At 57.5% G+C, this 17240-nt stretch carries 15 protein-coding genes; 6 read left to right on the top strand and 9 right to left on the bottom strand.

Annotated elements, in window-relative coordinates:
• Positions 1-794: 794 nt before the first annotated feature.
• The 6 genes from qcrB to ctaC form a co-directional block, all read right to left on the bottom strand.
• The gene (gene qcrB / locus MHX65_RS08935; protein ID WP_239269749.1) at positions 795-2417 is read right to left on the bottom strand and encodes a cytochrome bc1 complex cytochrome b subunit; all 1623 of its coding nucleotides are present in this window, start codon (positions 2415-2417) and stop codon (positions 795-797) included.
• Positions 2417-3637, bottom strand: coding sequence for a cytochrome bc1 complex Rieske iron-sulfur subunit (gene qcrA / locus MHX65_RS08930; protein WP_239269748.1), 1221 nt, complete (start codon positions 3635-3637; stop codon positions 2417-2419). The genes qcrB and qcrA overlap by 1 nt, the downstream gene beginning before the upstream one ends.
• On the bottom strand, positions 3634-4521 hold the full coding sequence (gene qcrC / locus MHX65_RS08925) for a cytochrome bc1 complex diheme cytochrome c subunit (protein ID WP_239269747.1): 888 nt from the start codon (positions 4519-4521) through the stop codon (positions 3634-3636). Before qcrC ends, qcrA begins: the two co-directional genes overlap by 4 nt.
• 56 nt (positions 4522-4577) lie before the next feature.
• Entirely contained in the window at positions 4578-5189 is a 612-nt protein-coding gene (gene ctaE, locus MHX65_RS08920) for an aa3-type cytochrome oxidase subunit III (RefSeq protein ID WP_369707792.1), read from the bottom strand.
• A gap of 539 nt (positions 5190-5728) precedes the next feature.
• Positions 5729-6160, bottom strand: a complete 432-nt coding sequence (gene ctaF, locus MHX65_RS08915) for an aa3-type cytochrome oxidase subunit IV (RefSeq protein ID WP_023023132.1) — start codon at positions 6158-6160, stop codon at positions 5729-5731.
• Positions 6161-6179: 19 nt separating this feature from the next.
• Complete coding sequence (ctaC, locus tag MHX65_RS08910; RefSeq protein ID WP_239269746.1) at positions 6180-7253, bottom strand: aa3-type cytochrome oxidase subunit II; 1074 nt, start codon at positions 7251-7253, stop codon at positions 6180-6182.
• A gap of 388 nt (positions 7254-7641) precedes the next feature.
• On the opposite strand from ctaC, the gene asnB reads away from it, so the two are divergent.
• A complete protein-coding gene (asnB, locus tag MHX65_RS08905; protein ID WP_239269745.1) occupies positions 7642-9564 on the top strand; it encodes an asparagine synthase (glutamine-hydrolyzing) in 1923 nt (640 codons plus the stop codon).
• A 92-nt stretch (positions 9565-9656) separates the two neighbouring features.
• Here the strand turns inward: asnB and MHX65_RS08900 are convergent, their stop codons facing one another.
• Positions 9657-10001 (bottom strand): HesB/IscA family protein, encoded by a 345-nt coding sequence (locus MHX65_RS08900; RefSeq protein ID WP_005283948.1) that lies wholly within the window; start codon positions 9999-10001, stop codon positions 9657-9659.
• A gap of 142 nt (positions 10002-10143) precedes the next feature.
• Between MHX65_RS08900 and MHX65_RS08895 the strand changes: the two genes are divergently transcribed.
• Both MHX65_RS08895 and MHX65_RS08890 read left to right on the top strand, forming a co-directional pair.
• Entirely contained in the window at positions 10144-10824 is a 681-nt protein-coding gene (locus MHX65_RS08895) for a DUF3043 domain-containing protein (protein WP_239269744.1), read from the top strand.
• 12 nt (positions 10825-10836) lie between these two features.
• Positions 10837-11613 carry a nicotinate-nucleotide--dimethylbenzimidazole phosphoribosyltransferase gene (locus MHX65_RS08890; RefSeq protein WP_239269743.1) on the top strand — a complete coding sequence of 259 codons (777 nt, stop codon included), beginning with the start codon at positions 10837-10839 and terminating at the stop codon, positions 11611-11613.
• Between the two features lie 45 nt (positions 11614-11658).
• Here the strand turns inward: MHX65_RS08890 and MHX65_RS08885 are convergent, their stop codons facing one another.
• Complete coding sequence (locus MHX65_RS08885) at positions 11659-12753, bottom strand: branched-chain amino acid aminotransferase (protein WP_239269742.1); 1095 nt, start codon at positions 12751-12753, stop codon at positions 11659-11661.
• Positions 12754-12858: 105 nt separating this feature from the next.
• Between MHX65_RS08885 and MHX65_RS08880 the strand changes: the two genes are divergently transcribed.
• Entirely contained in the window at positions 12859-14355 is a 1497-nt protein-coding gene (locus MHX65_RS08880; RefSeq protein WP_239269741.1) for a leucyl aminopeptidase, read from the top strand.
• A 38-nt stretch (positions 14356-14393) separates the two neighbouring features.
• Positions 14394-14930, top strand: coding sequence for an isochorismatase family protein (locus MHX65_RS08875; RefSeq protein ID WP_239269740.1), 537 nt, complete (start codon positions 14394-14396; stop codon positions 14928-14930).
• A 5-nt stretch (positions 14931-14935) separates the two neighbouring features.
• Here MHX65_RS08875 and MHX65_RS08870 read toward each other — a convergent pair whose 3' ends face one another.
• The gene (locus MHX65_RS08870) at positions 14936-15346 is read right to left on the bottom strand and encodes a hypothetical protein (RefSeq protein ID WP_005283964.1); all 411 of its coding nucleotides are present in this window, start codon (positions 15344-15346) and stop codon (positions 14936-14938) included.
• A 125-nt stretch (positions 15347-15471) separates the two neighbouring features.
• Between MHX65_RS08870 and sucB the strand changes: the two genes are divergently transcribed.
• The gene (sucB, locus tag MHX65_RS08865) at positions 15472-17196 is read left to right on the top strand and encodes a 2-oxoglutarate dehydrogenase, E2 component, dihydrolipoamide succinyltransferase (RefSeq protein ID WP_239269739.1); all 1725 of its coding nucleotides are present in this window, start codon (positions 15472-15474) and stop codon (positions 17194-17196) included.
• The last annotated feature ends 44 nt before the right edge of the window (positions 17197-17240 follow it).

Genomic DNA, 17240 nt, shown 5'->3' with positions numbered 1-17240 from the left:
TCTGGGCCACGGCCAAGCCGCCGGAAGAAGCCAAACTAGCACCAGTACAAAAACTCCGTGGACTCCCCGCCCAAAAAGCGGGGAGACTCCGCGTCCACAAAGTCCCTAGACTCCGAGTCCAAAAAGTAGCTGGACTCCAAGTCCAAAAACCTCATGGACATAACAGACCTAGGTAAGTCTCACGCTTCTAGTGGTGATGACTACAGCAGAAAAGCTGCCAATAAGAACTGTGCTAACTGTGTCCAAAAGTGAAGCAACGGGAAAAGAACACATGAGGGCTGGAGGGTGTGCAATAGCTATTCCGAAGCCCTGAAGACCACGTTTAAAGGCAAATGCCGGCTATGGACTCGTTTGAAGGCCCTCATTACGGAAATCTTCCATCCCAGGCTCAGTGGCAACCTCATGCTCCTAGGACGGCTACCCTACTGCTAACTAACAGGGCTGGCGCTATTGCCCACCGCTAGACAAGGCGTTTCCGCGTGAGCCGGCGTTTGTCGGTACTTCCATTCCCGTATGTGAAGGACGACGAAGTTCTTACCTCCTAGGTTGACCCCGCGTTTGTGCGAGGCCATCTACCAAGTTATTTCAGGCAAATATCCGGTTTTCGCCCAAAAGAGACAGTCCCAGGATGTCTGCATTATGTGCCGACTCCTAGCTCGATAGCCCAGCAACAGTAAGCCGCGATTCCTTAAAAAGCGACGGTCCCAAAACTGAAACGAGCCCGCTTACCACCAAGTATTGGTGGCTTAGCGGGCTCGTTTAGTGAGCGTGTATCGAGCTAACCCAAGGAAAGGTTAGATGCGACCGTTTTCCTCGTCATCACGGCGGTTGGCCTCGTTGAGGCGACGGAACATCTCCGCTTCCTCTTCGTGGTTCTCCTCGTGAATCTCGTGAACGCGGCGCATGAGTTCCGGATCGTCCGGGCTGAAGGTGCCCTGAATCTCGGAGTCAGCGTAACCGAGGTGGTTAAGCTGCTTCGGCACCTGAGCGCCTGCGTACTCAAGCGGTACTGCGTGGCCGTGCTCATCAACCGAGCCGAGCGGCTGGTGGACCTCAATGAAGGCACCGTTAGGCAGCTGCTTGATGACACCGGTAGCAATACCGTGCTCGAGCACCTCGCGGTCAGAGCGCTGGAGACCAACGCAAATGCGGTAGGTCATAAAGTAAGCAATCGGCGGCAGGACAATCAGGCCGATACGTCCGACCCAGGTCATCGCATTCAACGAAATCTGGAAGAAGTGCGCAACGTGGTCGTTACCACCGGAGAGAGTAACCAGCAGGAAGAACACGATTGCTGCTGCACCGATTGCAGAACGCGTAGGAACGTCACGCGGTCGCTGCAGAAGGTTGTGGTGCGCATCGTCACCAGTGAACTTCTTCTCCAGGAACGGGTAGGTGATAAGCAGCACGACCATCAGGCCACACAACAGCGCGACCCAGAAGGCGGAAGGAATCGTGTAGTTACCCAGGTACAGCTCCCAAGCAGGCATGACACGAGCCACACCGTCTGTCCAGAGCATGTAGATATCGGGCTGAGAACCTGCAGAAACCTGAGATGGGTTGTACGGACCAAGCAACCAGATGGCGTTGATGGTCAGCACACCGGACATCAGAGCCAGGACACCAGCGACCATCATGCCCATACCAATTGCCTTGGTGGCGAAGACCGGCATAATGCGGACGCCGACAACGTTATTCTCTGCGCGACCCGGTCCAGGGAACTGGGTGTGCTTCTGGAACCAAACCATGATCAAGTGGGCTGCAATGAGGCCCAGGATGATGCCTGGGATAACCAGAACGTGGAGGATGTAGAAGCGGTCCAGCATCAGGTCGGACGGGAAGTCGCCGTTGAAGATGGCCCAGTGCAGCCAGGTACCGATAATCGGCAGACCCAGGATGATGGCGGACATAATGCGCAGACCGACACCGGAAAGCAGGTCATCCGGCAGGGAGTAACCGAGGAAGCCCTCGATCATGCCCAGCAGGATAAGGGTGCAACCAATAATCCAGTTGGCTTCGCGCGGGCGACGGAAAGCACCGGTGAAGAAGATGCGCAGCATGTGCGCAACCATCGACATCATGAACAGCAGGGCTGCCCAGTGGTGCATCTGGCGAACAAAGAGACCGCCACGCACCTCGAAGGAAATATCGAGTGCGGTTGCATAGGCGCGCGACATCTCAACACCGTTCAGCGGTGCGTAGGTGCCGTCGTAGATGACCTTCGTAATGGAAGGATCGAAGAAAAGCGCTAGGTATGTACCGGTTAGTAGAAGAATGATGAAGCTGTACAGCGCCATCTCACCGAGCATGAAGGACCAGTGGGTCGGAAAGACCTTGTTTAGCTGCGTCCTTAGCACGCCGGCGGCGCTGTAGCGCTCGTCCATGTTGTTGCCCATTTGGGCGAGTTTATTGCTCATTATGACTTACGCTCCCAGAATGCCGGACCGACAGGCTCAATGAAGTTGCCCTCTGCAACAAGGTAGCCCTCATCGTCCACCGTGATAGGCAGCTGTGGCAGAGCACGGGCGGCCGGGCCGAAGACCGGCTTACCGTAGTGCAATGCGTCGAACTGCGACTGGTGGCAGGGGCACAGGATTCGGTTGGTTTGTGCCTCGTACAAGGAAGTTGGGCAACCAATGTGAGTACAAATCTTGGAGTAGGCGTAGTAATCGCCGTGGTGGAAGTCTTCCTGTCCCTCACGCTCGATTGCCTTCTGCGCATCGGAGTGGCGCAGACGAATCAACATCACCGCGTTGCGGTTGCCGTGGATGGAGTGCATGTGGTGTTCGTACACGTCGCGCTTAGCGTCGTACTGGTCACCGTCGTTGACGTCTTCTTCCGCAAGCGGGAAGACGGTCTCCATGCCACCGGCGGCCAAGTCCTCAGGGCGAACGCGCACAAGGCGGGTAACGCCTTCGGTGGTGTAGTGCTCTCCGGACTCACCAGAGTGCTTCTCAGCGATGGTGCCGGTGTCACGAGCGAGGTAAAGCTTTACGCCCTTCTCGTACATGGTCCAACCGGAGGTCCACAGCGTGCCGTCACCGGCGTAGTTCACCTCGTGGCGAACCTTCCATGGATTACGGATTGCGCCGCCCAGCGGAGCAATAACAGTCAAGCCGAAGAGTACGCCCGCACCACCGAGCAGACCTTGGATGGTCTTACGGCGGCCAAGAGTGGAGGTCTTCCACGAGTCGTTCAAGAGAGCGGTAAGAGTACGACGGTCAACTTCTTCCGAAGGGCCATCGTGGCGACGCTGCACGGAAATCTCTTCCGGCAGAATCTTTTTGACGTACTGCACGATGGCAAAGCCGAGTCCAAAAATGGACAGTGCGGCGGTAATGCCAAGCAGCGGGGTGTAGAGAGTATGCCAAACAAGGCCGTCCTCCCCTAGCTGCTTGTACTGCCAAGGCCAGAAGAGGTAAACAGCCAAGAAGCCCAATCCGCCGATAGCGGAGATTGCCAACCAGATGGCGACATTGCGCCCCGCGCGCTTATCTGCGGGGTCACCTTCAACCGGGTAGCGCTCCTTGCGGAACGCTACGGTGACATCATCGAGCTCGGTACCAAGTGCAGCAAGTTCATCATTGCTCATCTTATCGAGCTCTGCGTCAGTGTAATTCTTTTTCACATTGCTCATGAGCGCGATCCAATCCACATAGCAGCGGCGCACAGGGCGCTGATACCGATAATCCACATTGCCAGGCCTTCAGCCACTGGGCCGAGACCGCCAAGATCCCAACCGGCAGGAGACGGAGTCTCTTCCGCAGACTTCAAGTAGGCGATGATGTCCTTCTTTTCGTCTGCAGTCAGCTGGCGGTCAGAGAACTTTGGCATGTTCTGCGGACCGGTCAACATTGCCTGGTAGATCTCCTGCTCGTTAGCGGGCGCGAGCTCAGGAGCGTATTTACCGGAGGACAGCGCGCCGCCCTGGCCGGTGAAGTTGTGGCAGGATGCACAGTTCATGCGGAACAGCTCGGAGCCCTTAGCAACGTCTTCGGCCTGAATCTGACCATTGTAGTTAGCGCCACGAAGGGATTCCTGAGCAATGCTTCCATCATCGTTGTAGACGATGTCCGAGCCGCCGCCGTTAGCTGCAACATAAGCGGCCAGCGCCAAGGTCTGCTGCTCGGTGTAACGAGGAGCCTTGCGCTCTGCCTGAGCGTCGTTGGACATCATCGGCATACGCCCAGAGTGAACTTGGAAGTACACAGAGCCGGCTCCGATACCTACGAGAGAGGGGCCACGGCCTTCGATGCCCTGCAGATTGGCACCGTGGCAGGTGATACAAGCGGTGTCGTAGATGTCCTTACCCTCTTGCACGAGGGCTTGATCATCTTTTTCCGCCGTAGCGACCTGAGCGTCGGGCGTCAAGGCAGAGGCCAAGACGCCAGCGCCAGTCAAACCGATGGCCAAAGCAAAGCCACCTGCAAGGGTGCGCTTCGCCTTGCGGCGACGGCGGGTCTTCTTAGCCGCGACAGTGGTCTGCTCCACTGACTCGGACTGCGAATTGTTATCCATCATTTTCCTTTAGATAACTCGAACACGGGAGGACTGTTTTGGGGAGAGGTTCGCCGACACTACTGAATCAAGTAGATAACGGTGAACACACCGATCCACACAACGTCAACGAAGTGCCAGTAGTAGGACACCGCCATGGCGGCAGTTGCCTGTGCCGGCGTGAATTTAGATTTAGCGATACGGGCCAGGATGATTGCAAAGGAAATCAAACCGGCGGTTACGTGCGCAGCGTGGAAGCCGGTGATGATGTAGAACACCGAACCAAAGACGCTGGACTGTACCGTCACGCCTGCGTGAATCAACTCAGCCCACTCAAACGCCATGATGCCCAAGAAGACAACACCCAATACCAGCGTGATGGTGTACCAGAGTCGAAGCTTGTAAACGTCACCCCTTTCTGCGGCAAACACGCCGAACTGCGAGGTCACGGAGGAAGAAATCAACACTGCAGTAATGAGAAAACCCATTGGCAGGTTGATATGGGCAGTGTGCTCCGCCCAATCGCCTTCCTGGCCGTTCGCTCGCGAGGTGAACCACATCGCGAACAGTCCGGCAAAGAACATCAATTCCTGAGACAGGAACACGATGGTGCCCACGCTGACCATATTGGGTCGGTTCAGCGAGGCAACACGTGGTGCTGTCATACCTTGGTTAGAAACTACGCTCGTCACAGTGGTAATTATGGCCGTTCCGGACCCTAAAGTCACTTCAATTCCCCCCGCCTTCGCTAATCGTTTTTTACCGAATTGCCAGCCACCAATAAGGAAGCGTGTGGAACTCGCTATTAATAATTACCTGGGAACTTTTTCTATTCTCATCCGACGAGACATCAATGCAGGTGACGCCTGCAAACTTGAAGTTCTGTCACAATCCACTCCGCTGTAGCCGTCTCGGCCGCGACGGTTCAGCTCTCGTCCGCAACCGGTTTCGGCAATTTTCTTAGAGAGATAAATCACATGGTGGTTTTCGGGAAAAATGGCCCATTTGCAACTTTCGGTTGACCCCCACAGAAATAGCCGTTTACGTGCTGGTATGCACTTTTGCTGCCCACTTAAAACCTGGGCACAACCCCTCTCCCCCTCCTCTAAAAAAATTGGGCACCGCGGGAACTTTGCCCGTCGATTTCCGACGCAGATCGCCAAAGCCCTCCCCACCGAGGAATGGTGAGGAGGGCTGAGAAGTTTAGGCAGTGGCTGCGACTAGATGATTTCTAGTGCTTTTCCTTAGGCAGACCGTATTGCAAGGACAGGCCGGCGCAGGCAGCAATCAAGCACACGGCACCCAAGGCGATGAGCCAGTAGTACAGGAAGATGACGCCGAGGCCCAAGAAGCCGATGGAGCCTGCCATGGCCAGTGGCCAGATGGAGCTTGGGGAGAAGAAGCCCAAGATACCGGCGGAGTCCTCGGTCTCTGCTTCTTCCCAGTCTTCCGGCAGAACGTCGCTGCGGTTATCGGTGAAGTGCAGGTAGCCGCCCAGCATGAGGCAGAGCACGACGGAGAGAAACATACCCACGATGCCCACCCACTCGGCGCCGTAGAGGTAACCATCATCCTTCACGAGGGTGACGCCAAAGATATAAACAATCAGCGAGACGAAAAGGTAGGTCGCGATTGAGTAAAAGACTTTCGATGTTGCACGCATTGTGTAATGTCCTTATCTCTTATGCCGCGGTCTTAACGTAGTTGTCACCATCGGCGGTGTCACGCTCACCGGAGAACGGGTGGGTGGTAACTGCGTACGGATCCTGGCCGATTTCCTTCAGCGCCTCGGCGTTGGTGGCGTTCGGGTTCTTCTCACGGAAGTCCATGTAGGCATTGAAGTCCTCTGGGGACACAACGCGAACCTCGAAGTTCATCATGGAGTGGTAGGTACCGCACATCTCAGCACAGCGGCCGACAAAGGCGCCTTGCTTATCAATCGATTCGATCTGGAAGCTGCGTTCCTGGGCGTTGGCCTCAGGGTGTGCATAGACGTCGCGCTTGAACAAGAACTCCGGCACCCAGAACGCGTGAGAAACGTCAGCGGAAGCCAAACGGAACTCGATTGCGGTATCGGAAGGAAGTACCAGAACCGGAACCTCTTCGGTGGAGCCTACGGTCTCAATCTTGTTGTAGTTGAGGTAGGAAAGGTCACCCTTGGACTTACCGTGAATTGGGTTGGGATTGTCCACACCCTCAGGGTCATGGGCGGTCTTTTCCGCTTCAGCCTGACGTGCTTCGTCCGCACCGTTGTAGTTCTCACCGTTGACGTGGTTCTCGGCGTAGCCGAACTTCCAGTTCCACTGGAATGCCGTGACATCAACGGTGACCTTTGGATCCTTATCCAATGCGGTGACCTTCTGCTGGGTCTGCACCGTGAAGAAGAACAAGGTCATGATGATCAGGATTGGAACGATGGTCAATACCATTTCCAATGGCACGTTGTACTGCGTCTGGCGCGGGAATTCACCCTTTCCATCACGCTTTGCCTTCTTCGCGCTCCAGCGGAAAATTGCAGTAAGGAATAGGCCCCACATGATGAAGCCGACAATCCAAGCTGCAACCCAGACCCAGATCCAGAAGTTGTACATTGCTTCAGCCTCAGGGGTAACACCCTTTGGCCAACCGAATCCCAGGAGGTTCTCTACAGCAGTTGGCGCCTGAACGTCACAACCAGCCAGGGCGAGACCGCCTAGGGCAAGTGCGCCAGCTACGCCCGCCTTACGGGCGAAGGTGCGCTTATTACGCTGTCCCACGTGTGTTCTGCCTTTCTGTCCACACAAACTTCTCGAATACTCACAGAGCACCCTTACCCAATCAGAATAATGGATAAATGCTTGGTTCCCAGCCATTTTGAAACTTTAAAAGAAACCCAGCGCGCTCAATTTATATCCACGTTTCAGTAGGTTACCGCCCCACCTGCACAATGTTCCAACCGTACCCCCAGTCTGCGCTTTCACCATGTGCCTTAACTCACAAGGAACTATTCCGACCATCATACGAAAGTTCGCACCCTTACGGGGAAGCTTAATTTAAGCTTTTCTGCAGCTTCCTCCAAGCCGTGGCGCTTTCTGGTTTCCACCCCACGCACCGTAAAGTAGAACAACGAGCACCAGTCGCTTAATTAAAAGGAGCTATCTTTACATGTGCGGACTTCTTGGCATGCTCGCGGCCACCGGTGACGTGGACAAATATGTCGACGCGTTGGAGCGGTCGCTTCCTTGCATGCACCACCGCGGACCGGACGCAGCCGGTACTTGGCATGATGGCGACGCCGCCTTCGGCTTTAACCGCCTGTCCATTATTGACTTGGAACATTCCCACCAGCCCCTGCGCTGGGGCCCTGAGGACGAGCCAGAGCGGTATGCCCTTACCTTTAACGGCGAGATCTACAACTACGTTGAGCTCCGCGAAGAACTCAAGGCCTTGGGCTATACCTTCTATACGGAAGGCGATGGCGAACCCATTGCGGTGGGCTACCACCACTGGGGCAAGGACGTTGTCGAGCACCTCCGCGGCATGTTTGGCATCGTCATTTGGGATACCAAGACCAAGACCATGTTTGCCGCGCGCGACCATTTTGGCATCAAGCCGCTTTACTATGCCACCACGGACGCCGGCACGGTCTTTGCCTCCGAGATGAAGTGCATCTTGGACATGGCCGAGGACATTGGTCTAGAACTCAACCTTGACCGCCGCGCCATCGAGCACTACGTGGACCTGCAATACGTGCCGGAACCGGAATCTTTGCACGCCAATATTCGGCGCGTGGAATCCGGCTGCACGGTGACCTTGAAGCCGGGCGAGGAGGTCGTATCCGAGCGCTACTTCAAGCCGCGTTTCCCGGTCCAGCAGGTTCCAGAAGGCGAGGAACAACAGCTCTTTGACCGGATTGCAGAAGCGCTGGAGGATTCCGTCGCTAAGCACATGCGTGCCGATGTCACCGTGGGTTCCTTCCTCTCTGGTGGCATCGACTCCACCGCCATCGCTACCCTGGCCAAGCGCCACAACCCAGATCTGCTGACCTTTACTACTGGCTTCGAGCGCGAAGGCTATTCCGAGGTGGACGTGGCCGCGGAATCGGCGGCCGCCATCGGCGTGGAGCACATCGTCAAGATCGTCTCGCCGGAAGAATACGCCGAGTCGATTCCTAAAATCATGTGGTACCTGGATAACCCGGTGGCCGATCCTTCCCTCGTGCCGCTGTACTTCGTGGCCCAAGAAGCCCGCAAGCACGTCAAGGTGGTCTTGTCCGGTGAGGGTGCCGATGAGCTCTTCGGTGGCTACACCATCTATAAGGAACCGCTGTCCCTCGCGCCATTTGAGAAGATCCCTTCTCCCCTGCGCCAAGGCCTGGGCAAGCTCTCCCGCGTGCTGCCGGATGGTATGAAGGGTAAGTCCCTGCTTAACCGCGGCTCCATGACCATGGAGGAGCGCTACTACGGCAACGCACGCTCCTTTAACTTTGAACAGATGCAGCGCGTTATCCCATGGGCCAAGCGCGAATGGGATCACCGTGAGGTCACCGCGCCCATCTATGCGCAGTCGGAAGACTTTGACCCAGTAGCCCGCATGCAGCACCTTGACCTATTTACCTGGATGCGCGGTGACATCCTAGTCAAGGCCGATAAGATCAACATGGCCAACTCCTTGGAGCTGCGCGTGCCATTCCTAGATAAGGAAGTATTCAAGGTCACAGAATCCATCCCGCATAACCTGAAAATCTCCCACGGCACCACTAAGTATGCGCTGCGCAAGGCCATGGAACAGATCGTTCCCGCGCACGTGCTCAACCGCAAGAAGCTGGGCTTTCCGGTTCCCATGCGCCACTGGCTGGCCGGCGACGAGCTCTACGGCTGGGCACAAGACACCATCAAGGATTCCCAGACCGAGGACATCTTCAATAAGAAGGAAGTCCTGGAGATGCTCAAGGAGCACCGCGATGGCGTCTCCGATCACTCCCGCCGCCTATGGACCGTGCTTTCAGTTATGATCTGGCACGGTATCTTTGTGGAAAAGCGCATCGACCCGCAGATCGAGCAGCGCGACTACCCGGTCAAGCTTTAAGCCGAACTGGGCAAAGTTCCACGCTGAGCTTTAAAGACATAAAAAGAGGGTGAGCGCCGCGAAGCGCTCACCCTCTTTCTTTATCCTTCTGTTTAGTTGAAGGAATCGCCACACGCGCAGGAGCCGGTAGCGTTCGGGTTATCGATGGTAAATCCCTGAGACTCGATGGTGTCAGCAAAGTCGATCTTGGCGCCGGTAAGGTATGGCACGGACATCTTGTCCACGACGAGCTTGATGCCACCCACCTCGTCGACCTTGTCGCCATCAAGGCTGCGGTCATCGAAGTAGAGCTGGTAGCGCAGGCCAGCGCAGCCGCCGGGCTGTACTGCGATGCGCAGGGAGAGATCGTCGCGGCCTTCCTGATCAAGCAGGCCCTTTGCCTTTGCGGCTGCGGCCTCGGTCAGAATGACGCCGGTTTCGGAAACTGGAGCGGTCATCACTTCTCCTCAAATGTGTCTTGGTTGCGTAGCCACTACCCTACCCGCATCTACAAGGAGGGAAAAGGTAGCCCATAGTAATAACAACGCCGTGGGCGGGCCTATTCCCCTCTTGGGGCCGAAACCTTGTAGTCTGATCAGCGTGAAACTTCCGTGGCAAAAAGATGACAAGACCTCCCCTGAACCCGCTCCCGTGCAGGAAGAAGTTCAGGAAAATACCCACCGCAAGGGGTATACCCCGCCGAAGGGTCGTCCCACGCCAAAGCGCCAGGAACAAGAAATCGCGCGCGGTGTGAAGCGCGATCCACATGGGGTATCCGATGCGCAGCGCTATAAGCGCCGCAAGGAACTCAAAAAGTCCATGAGCAAGGACGAATGGAAAGAATATAAAAAGCAAGAGCGCAAGGAGCGCAACCAGCGCAACCGCGAAAGCCAAGAGCGCATGGCCGAAGGCGATCCACGCTTCCTCCCAGCCCGCGATCAGGGCGAAGAGCGCGCCTACGTGCGCGATTGGATCGATGCCCGCCGTACGCTTTCGGAATGGGTAATGCCGATGGCGCTTGCCCTTATCGTCGTGGTCTTTGTGACCTATGCAGCTCCAAGCATCGCCGGCCTCATCAATGCTATTGCCATGGTGGTTATCCTCATCTTCGCCATCGACGGCATCTGGCTGGGTCGCCGCGCTAATAATGCTGTCCGCAAGAAGTTCCCCGGAACCACCGCCACCGGTTTTGGCCTGGGATTCTACGCGTTTTCCCGCGCCAGCCAGCCCCGCAAGTGGCGCATTCCTCGCCCGCGCGTAGAGCGCGGGGCCGACGTTTAAGGAAGCACACTGATGGCTGATTCCCTGCAGCTTTATCCCTATGGCCGGCTAAGCGATGCCGCACAGTGGCTCGCCGCCTGCCAAGATCGATCCCCCGCTTCCGAGCCACAGCGGGTGCGGGCCGTAATTTTCGCCGAGGACGGTGAAGGGATCCCCCTGGCCACGGAGACCGCGGCGCGGCGGGTTGGGGCCAGCATTAATTCTGTCACGGTGACGGATTGCTCCACCGCCTATGACTTAGGAGTGCAGGCGGCGGATGCGGAAATCGATGGCGGTGCGGATCTGCTTATTCCGGGCGGCATCGACAGCACGCAGGTTGCCGCAGCCGTCATGGGTGTCTTGGCTCAGGAGGAGCCGGTGGTGGTCGTCGGCAAGCAGCCGAGCGTCGAGGACTGGAAGACGAAGGTTGCGGCCATTCGCGATTCCATGTTTCGGATGCGCGATCTGACTGGGCGGGAGCTCATTAAGGCCTGCGGCTCCCCCGTATTGGCCGCGCTGGTGGGCTTTATGTCCCAGGCGGCTAGGCGGCGCACGCCCCTGCTTGTCGATGCCCCCTTAACCGCCACCGCCGCCGTATCCGCCGCCGCAGACACGCGGATCCATGACTGGCTCCTAGCTACCAACATCTCGCCGCAGCCGGCTCACCGGTTGGCCTTAAAGAAGCTGCGGCTGGATCCCCTGCTGGATCTGCAGATGGAGCCGGTGCCGGCGCTTGGCGCCTTGGCTGCCCTACCCCTTTTATTGCTGGGCGTAGAAATTACTGCGGACGCCGCGCAGGCAGAGGCCTAACTGCGCGGCGCAGGTCCTCCTCGCGCCGCGTTACACCGTGGCGTGCTAGACCAAAGTCTGCAACCAGCCGTGGGCATCCTCCACAGCACCGCGCTGGATACCGGTCAGGCGCTCGCGCAAGGCCATGGAGACCTCGCCGGCCTCGTTATTATTGACACTGAAGTCGATATCCTCACCAAGCACGCGCCCCACCGGCGTAATGACTGCGGCGGTACCGCAGGCAAAGGCCTCGGTCATCTTCCCTGATTCCACATCTCGCTGCCATTCTTCGGCGGTGATGCGCCGCTCGATTACCTTGTACCCCATGTCTTCGGCGACCTGCAGCAGGGACTGGCGGGTAATGCCGGGCAAAAGGGAGCCGGACAGCGCCGGGGTAACGATCTCGGCGTCGTCGCCGGTGCCGTAGACGAACATGAGGTTCATCCCGCCCATCTCTTCGATGTAGCGGCGTTCGATGGCATCCAGCCAGACCACTTGGTCACAGCCCTTTTCTTCGGCCTGGGCCTGCGCCAATAAAGAGCCGGCGTAATTGCCAGCGAATTTCGCGGCACCGGTTCCGCCCGGCGCGGAGCGGACATAGTCGGTAGACAGCCACACCGAAACAGGCTTAATGCCGCCACTGAAATACGCACCGGCGGGCGAGGCCAAGAGAATGAAACGATACGCATTAGCCGGGTGAACTCCTAGTGATACCTCGGTAGAAATCATAAATGGGCGCAGGTAGAGCGATGCTTCCCCGCCGGCCTCTGGAACCCAGCTCTTATCGATGTCCACCAGCTGGCGCAGCGCCTCGATGAACTCTTCTTGCGGTAGCTCGGGCATCGCCAAGCGCTGCGCCGAATTAATAAAGCGTTGCGCGTTTTGATCGGGGCGGAAGGTCACGATGGAGTCATCGGGCTGGCGGTAGGCCTTAATGCCCTCGAATACGGCCTGGCCGTAGTGGAAGACGTTGCTCGCCGGGTCCATCGTGAGTGGGCCGTAGGGGCGGACTTGCGCGTCGTGCCAGCCCTTGTCCGTGGACCAATCAATGGTAACCATGTGGTCCGTAAAGTGCTGGCCAAAGCCGGGATTGGCCAGGATTTTATCTAAATCTGCTGCCGCCGTTGGTTGATTCGTACGGGTAATCGTGTAATCAAGCATGACCACAATCTACTCCTTTTATCTATAGCTGGGTAGGAATATGTTCACTTTAGCGCGGTATCATGGGCAGAAGTTTCATTAGTACCAATTAAAAAGGAGGATTTTATGTCTCAGCACGATGGACCCGCACGTGGGGCGTTTCCGGAACTTAAGCTAGAAAAGAAGGCCCCGAAGAATGCCCAGGCGCTACTCATCGCGGCATTCGAAGGTGAAGACAACATTGAACTTCCAGGGACTTCGCTGCTCAAGCCGGCCGCGCTGCGCGAAGCATACGAGTCCTTCATTGCCGTGGGGGCAACCGGTAAGGCCAATGAGGTCACCCGCATCCCGGCGCCTGAGAAGGCAGAGGTCGATTCCATCATCGCCGTCGGCCTAGGCGATGCCGAGGACCTCGATGCAGAAACCTTGCGCCGCGCCGCCGGCAGCGCCGCACGTTCGATTTCCAAGCTGGAAAAGGTGGCCACCTCCTTGGGCGATTTTGGCATCGCACCCACGGTAGAGGGCCTTACCTTGGGCGGCTACAAGTTCAAGGGGCTTCGTTCTAAGTCCGGCAAGGATTCCGAGCAGCCCGCCGCCTTTACCGTGGTGGCAGAAAAGTCCGCCCGCGAGGAGTTCGAGGCGGCCAAGATCACAGCGGAGTCCGTGGTGATTGCCCGCGATCTGGTCAATACCCCGTCCAACCTGCTGTACCCAGAGTCTTATGCAGACTTCCTCTCCGACCAGGCTAAAGAGGTTGGCCTCGAGGTAGAAATCCTGGATGAAAAGGCGCTGCAGAAGCAGGGCTTTGGCGGCATTACCGCCGTTGGCCGCGGTTCCGCTCGCCCGCCGCGCCTGGTGCGCCTGAGCTGGAACCCGAAGAAAGCGAAGAAGCACGTGGCGCTCGTGGGCAAGGGCATTACCTTCGATACCGGCGGCATTTCCTTGAAGCCGGGTTCTGGCATGTGGGACATGATTTCCGATATGGGCGGTTCCGCCGCCATGGCCGCCTCCATCATCGCTGCGGCCAAGCTCAACCTGCCGGTGAAGATCACCGCTACCCTGCCGCTGGCAGAAAACATGCCGGGCGATAACGCCACCCGCCCGGGCGATGTCATCACCCACTACGGCGGCATCACCTCTGAGGTTCTCAATACCGATGCGGAGGGCCGCCTCGTGCTTGCCGATGCCATCGCGCGCGCCAGCGAGGATAAGCCCGACTTCCTCATCGAAACCGCCACGCTAACCGGCGCCCAGATGGTCGCCCTAGGCGAGCGCACCGCCGGCGTCATGGGTTCAGAAGACTTCCGCGACCGGATGGCGGGCATCGGCCGCGAGGTCGGCGAAAATGCCTGGGCCATGCCGCTATTGGAAGAGCACGAAGAATCCGTGAAATCCGCCAGCGCCGATATCCGCAATATCAACGCCAAGCGCGAGGGAGGCATGGAATACGCCGGCACCTACTTAAAGCAGTTCGTGGGCGAGGGCATCGAATGGGCACATATCGATGTCGCTGGGCCTTCCTTCAATACCACCGGCGCTTATGGCTATACGCCAAAGATGGGTACGGGCGTTCCCACCCGCACCGTCATTGCTGCCCTGCGCGAGATTGCTGAATCAAAGTAATACCCCGCGCAGCCGCCTGAGCATAAAATGGCGGAGTTATGAACACTGCTTTAATCATCGTTGATGTCCAACACGATTTTTGCCCAGGCGGCGCGCTTGGCACCGATCGCGGCAACGAGGTTGCAGAGAAGATCTCTTCTTTGCAGACCGAGTATGACACCGTCGTTGCCACGCAGGACTGGCACATCGATCCGGGTTCCCACTTTGCTAAGGACCCGGATTTTATCGATTCTTGGCCGGTGCACTGCGTCGCCGATTCCTATGGGGCGCAGATGCACGAGACGATCGGTCCTGCGCAAGCATATTTCCGAAAGGGCGAATACACCGCCGCGTATTCCGGATTCGAGGGCGCGGCACACGGCGTTTTGCTGGCGGAGTGGCTGCGCGAGCACGATATCGACGCAGTAGATATCGTCGGCATTGCCACGGATCACTGCGTGCAGGCAACCGCGGCGGATGCTTTAAAGGAAGGCTTTTCCGTCCGCGTCTTAAGCGAGTATTGCTCTCCCGTTGATCCGGACCGCGGGGATGCCGCCTTGGCTAAGTTAGAAAAGGCCGGCGCCACCATCGTCTAGGCCGATTAACTTAAGTCCTGCCCCGAATCAGGGTTTTCGCCGCGCTCAAAGCGCGCGCGGCGAAGGCGCTGTTCTTCCCTTTTACGCAAGATACGTTGGCGTTCCATGCGCTCGCGCATGCGTTGGGGGTACCCGGTTTCTTCGACATCAAAAACGTCGCACTGCAATAGTTTTCCTACCGCGTCAATCCCCTTCGGCCCGCCGATGCGTCGGCGAATAAACTCACCCTTTTCATCCACAACGACCACGGACATTTCATTGACCACGGTCTCTGGCTCGATAAATGCCTCAATAAAAGCCTTATCGGCGGCCCACATTTTGAGTTCTTGTTCGTCTTCTGGGCGGATAGTTTCTCCCGGACCGCGGGGCGGTCGCAGTGGCGATCGGGACTTATTGCGGCGGAAGAGGTTGAACATAACCCACTAGTTTACCCGCATGGAGGGTATTACTAACCCCACTACTGCACGATGACGGTCATCACGCTGTAAGATTGTGCGGTAGCGATAGAATACTTCCAACTTTTCGAGGAGTCTTAAAACTCATGGCGAACTCCGTTGAGATGCCCGAGCTGGGCGAGTCCGTAACCGAAGGCACCATTACCCAGTGGCTTAAGTCCGTCGGCGACACCGTCGAGGTGGACGAGCCTTTGCTCGAGGTCTCCACCGACAAGGTCGACACCGAAATCCCCTCCCCCGTTGCAGGCACCATCCTAGAAATCAAGGCCGAAGAAGACGACACCATCGAGGTCGGCGAGGTCATCGCACTCATCGGTGATGAAGACGAGGCTGATTCCTCTTCCGATGACTCTGACGACTCCGACGATGACAAATCTGAGGACAAGGAAGAATCCAAGTCCGAGGAGAAGGAAGACAAGGACGAGAAGAAGTCCGGCTCCAGCTCCAAGGCTTCCGGCGAGACCACCGATGTCGAAATGCCAGAGCTCGGCGAATCCGTCACCGAAGGCACCATCACCCAGTGGCTCAAGTCCGTCGGCGACACCGTCGAGGTAGACGAACCACTACTCGAAGTCTCCACCGACAAGGTCGACACCGAAATTCCTTCCCCCGTTGCCGGCACCCTGGTAGAAATCCTCGCCGAAGAAGACGAAACCATCGAGGTCGGCGAAGCCATCGCCCGCGTCGGCGACGAAAACGCCGCACCATCCTCCGACGACTCTGACGACTCCGACGATGACAAGTCCGAAGACAAGGAAGAAACCAAGTCCGAGGACAAGAAGGAAGAGTCCAAGTCTGACGAGAAGAAGGAAGAGCCGAAGCAGGATTCTTCCCTGAACACCTCCGCCAAGGTCAACAACGGCGATAACGTTCCATACGTCACCCCGTTGGTGCGCAAGCTGGCTGATAAGCACGGCGTGGACCTCAACTCCATTGAGGGCACCGGTGTAGGCGGACGCATCCGCAAGCAGGACGTCTTGGCCGCTGCTGGCGAGGGCGATGCGAAGGCATCGGAAGGCGACGATAAGAAGGCTGCTGACTCCCCACGCGCACGCTGGTCCACCAAGTCCGTAGATCCGGAAAAGCAGGAGCTTATCGGCACCACCAAGAAGGTCAATCGCATCCGCGAAATCACCGCTACCAAGATGGTGGAAGCGCTGCAGATTTCCGCACAGCTTACCCACGTGCAGGAAGTCGACATGACTCCTATCTGGGATATGCGCAAGAAGAGCAAGCAGGCGTTCATTGATAAGTACGGCGCCAACCTGTCCTTCCTGCCGTTCATTGTGAAGGCCACCACTGAGGCTCTGGTTTCCCACCCGAACGTCAACGCCTCCTATGACCCAGAGACCAAGGAGATGACCTACCACGAGGATGTCAACGTCGCCATCGCCGTAGACACCCCGAAGGGTCTGCTCACCCCGGTCATCCACAAGGCACAGAACCTGTCCTTGCCGGAAATCGCGCAGCAGATTGCGGAGCTGGCTGATAAGGCCCGCAATAACAAGCTGAAGCCGAATGACCTGACCGGTGCCACCTTCACCGTGACCAATATCGGTTCCGAGGGCGCCCTGCTCGATACCCCGATCCTGGTTCCGCCACAGGCCGGAATCCTGGGTACCGCGGCTATCCAGAAGCGCGCCGTCGTGGTCAACGAGAACGGCCAGGATGCCATCGCCATCCGCCAGATGTGCTTCCTGCCATTCACCTACGACCACCAGGTCATCGATGGTGCAGACGCTGGTCGCTTCATCACCACCATCAAGGACCGCCTGGAGACTGCAGACTTCGAGGCTGACCTCGATATCTAAAGCAGTTAGCTAACTGGCATACCTCCCGCTCCTTCCACGCGAAG

Origin of the sequence: Corynebacterium sp. ACRPS (assembly GCF_022346005.1) — a bacterium.
In the GTDB taxonomy this organism is placed as follows: domain Bacteria; phylum Actinomycetota; class Actinomycetes; order Mycobacteriales; family Mycobacteriaceae; genus Corynebacterium.
This window is presented reverse-complemented; position numbering and strand designations above follow the sequence as displayed.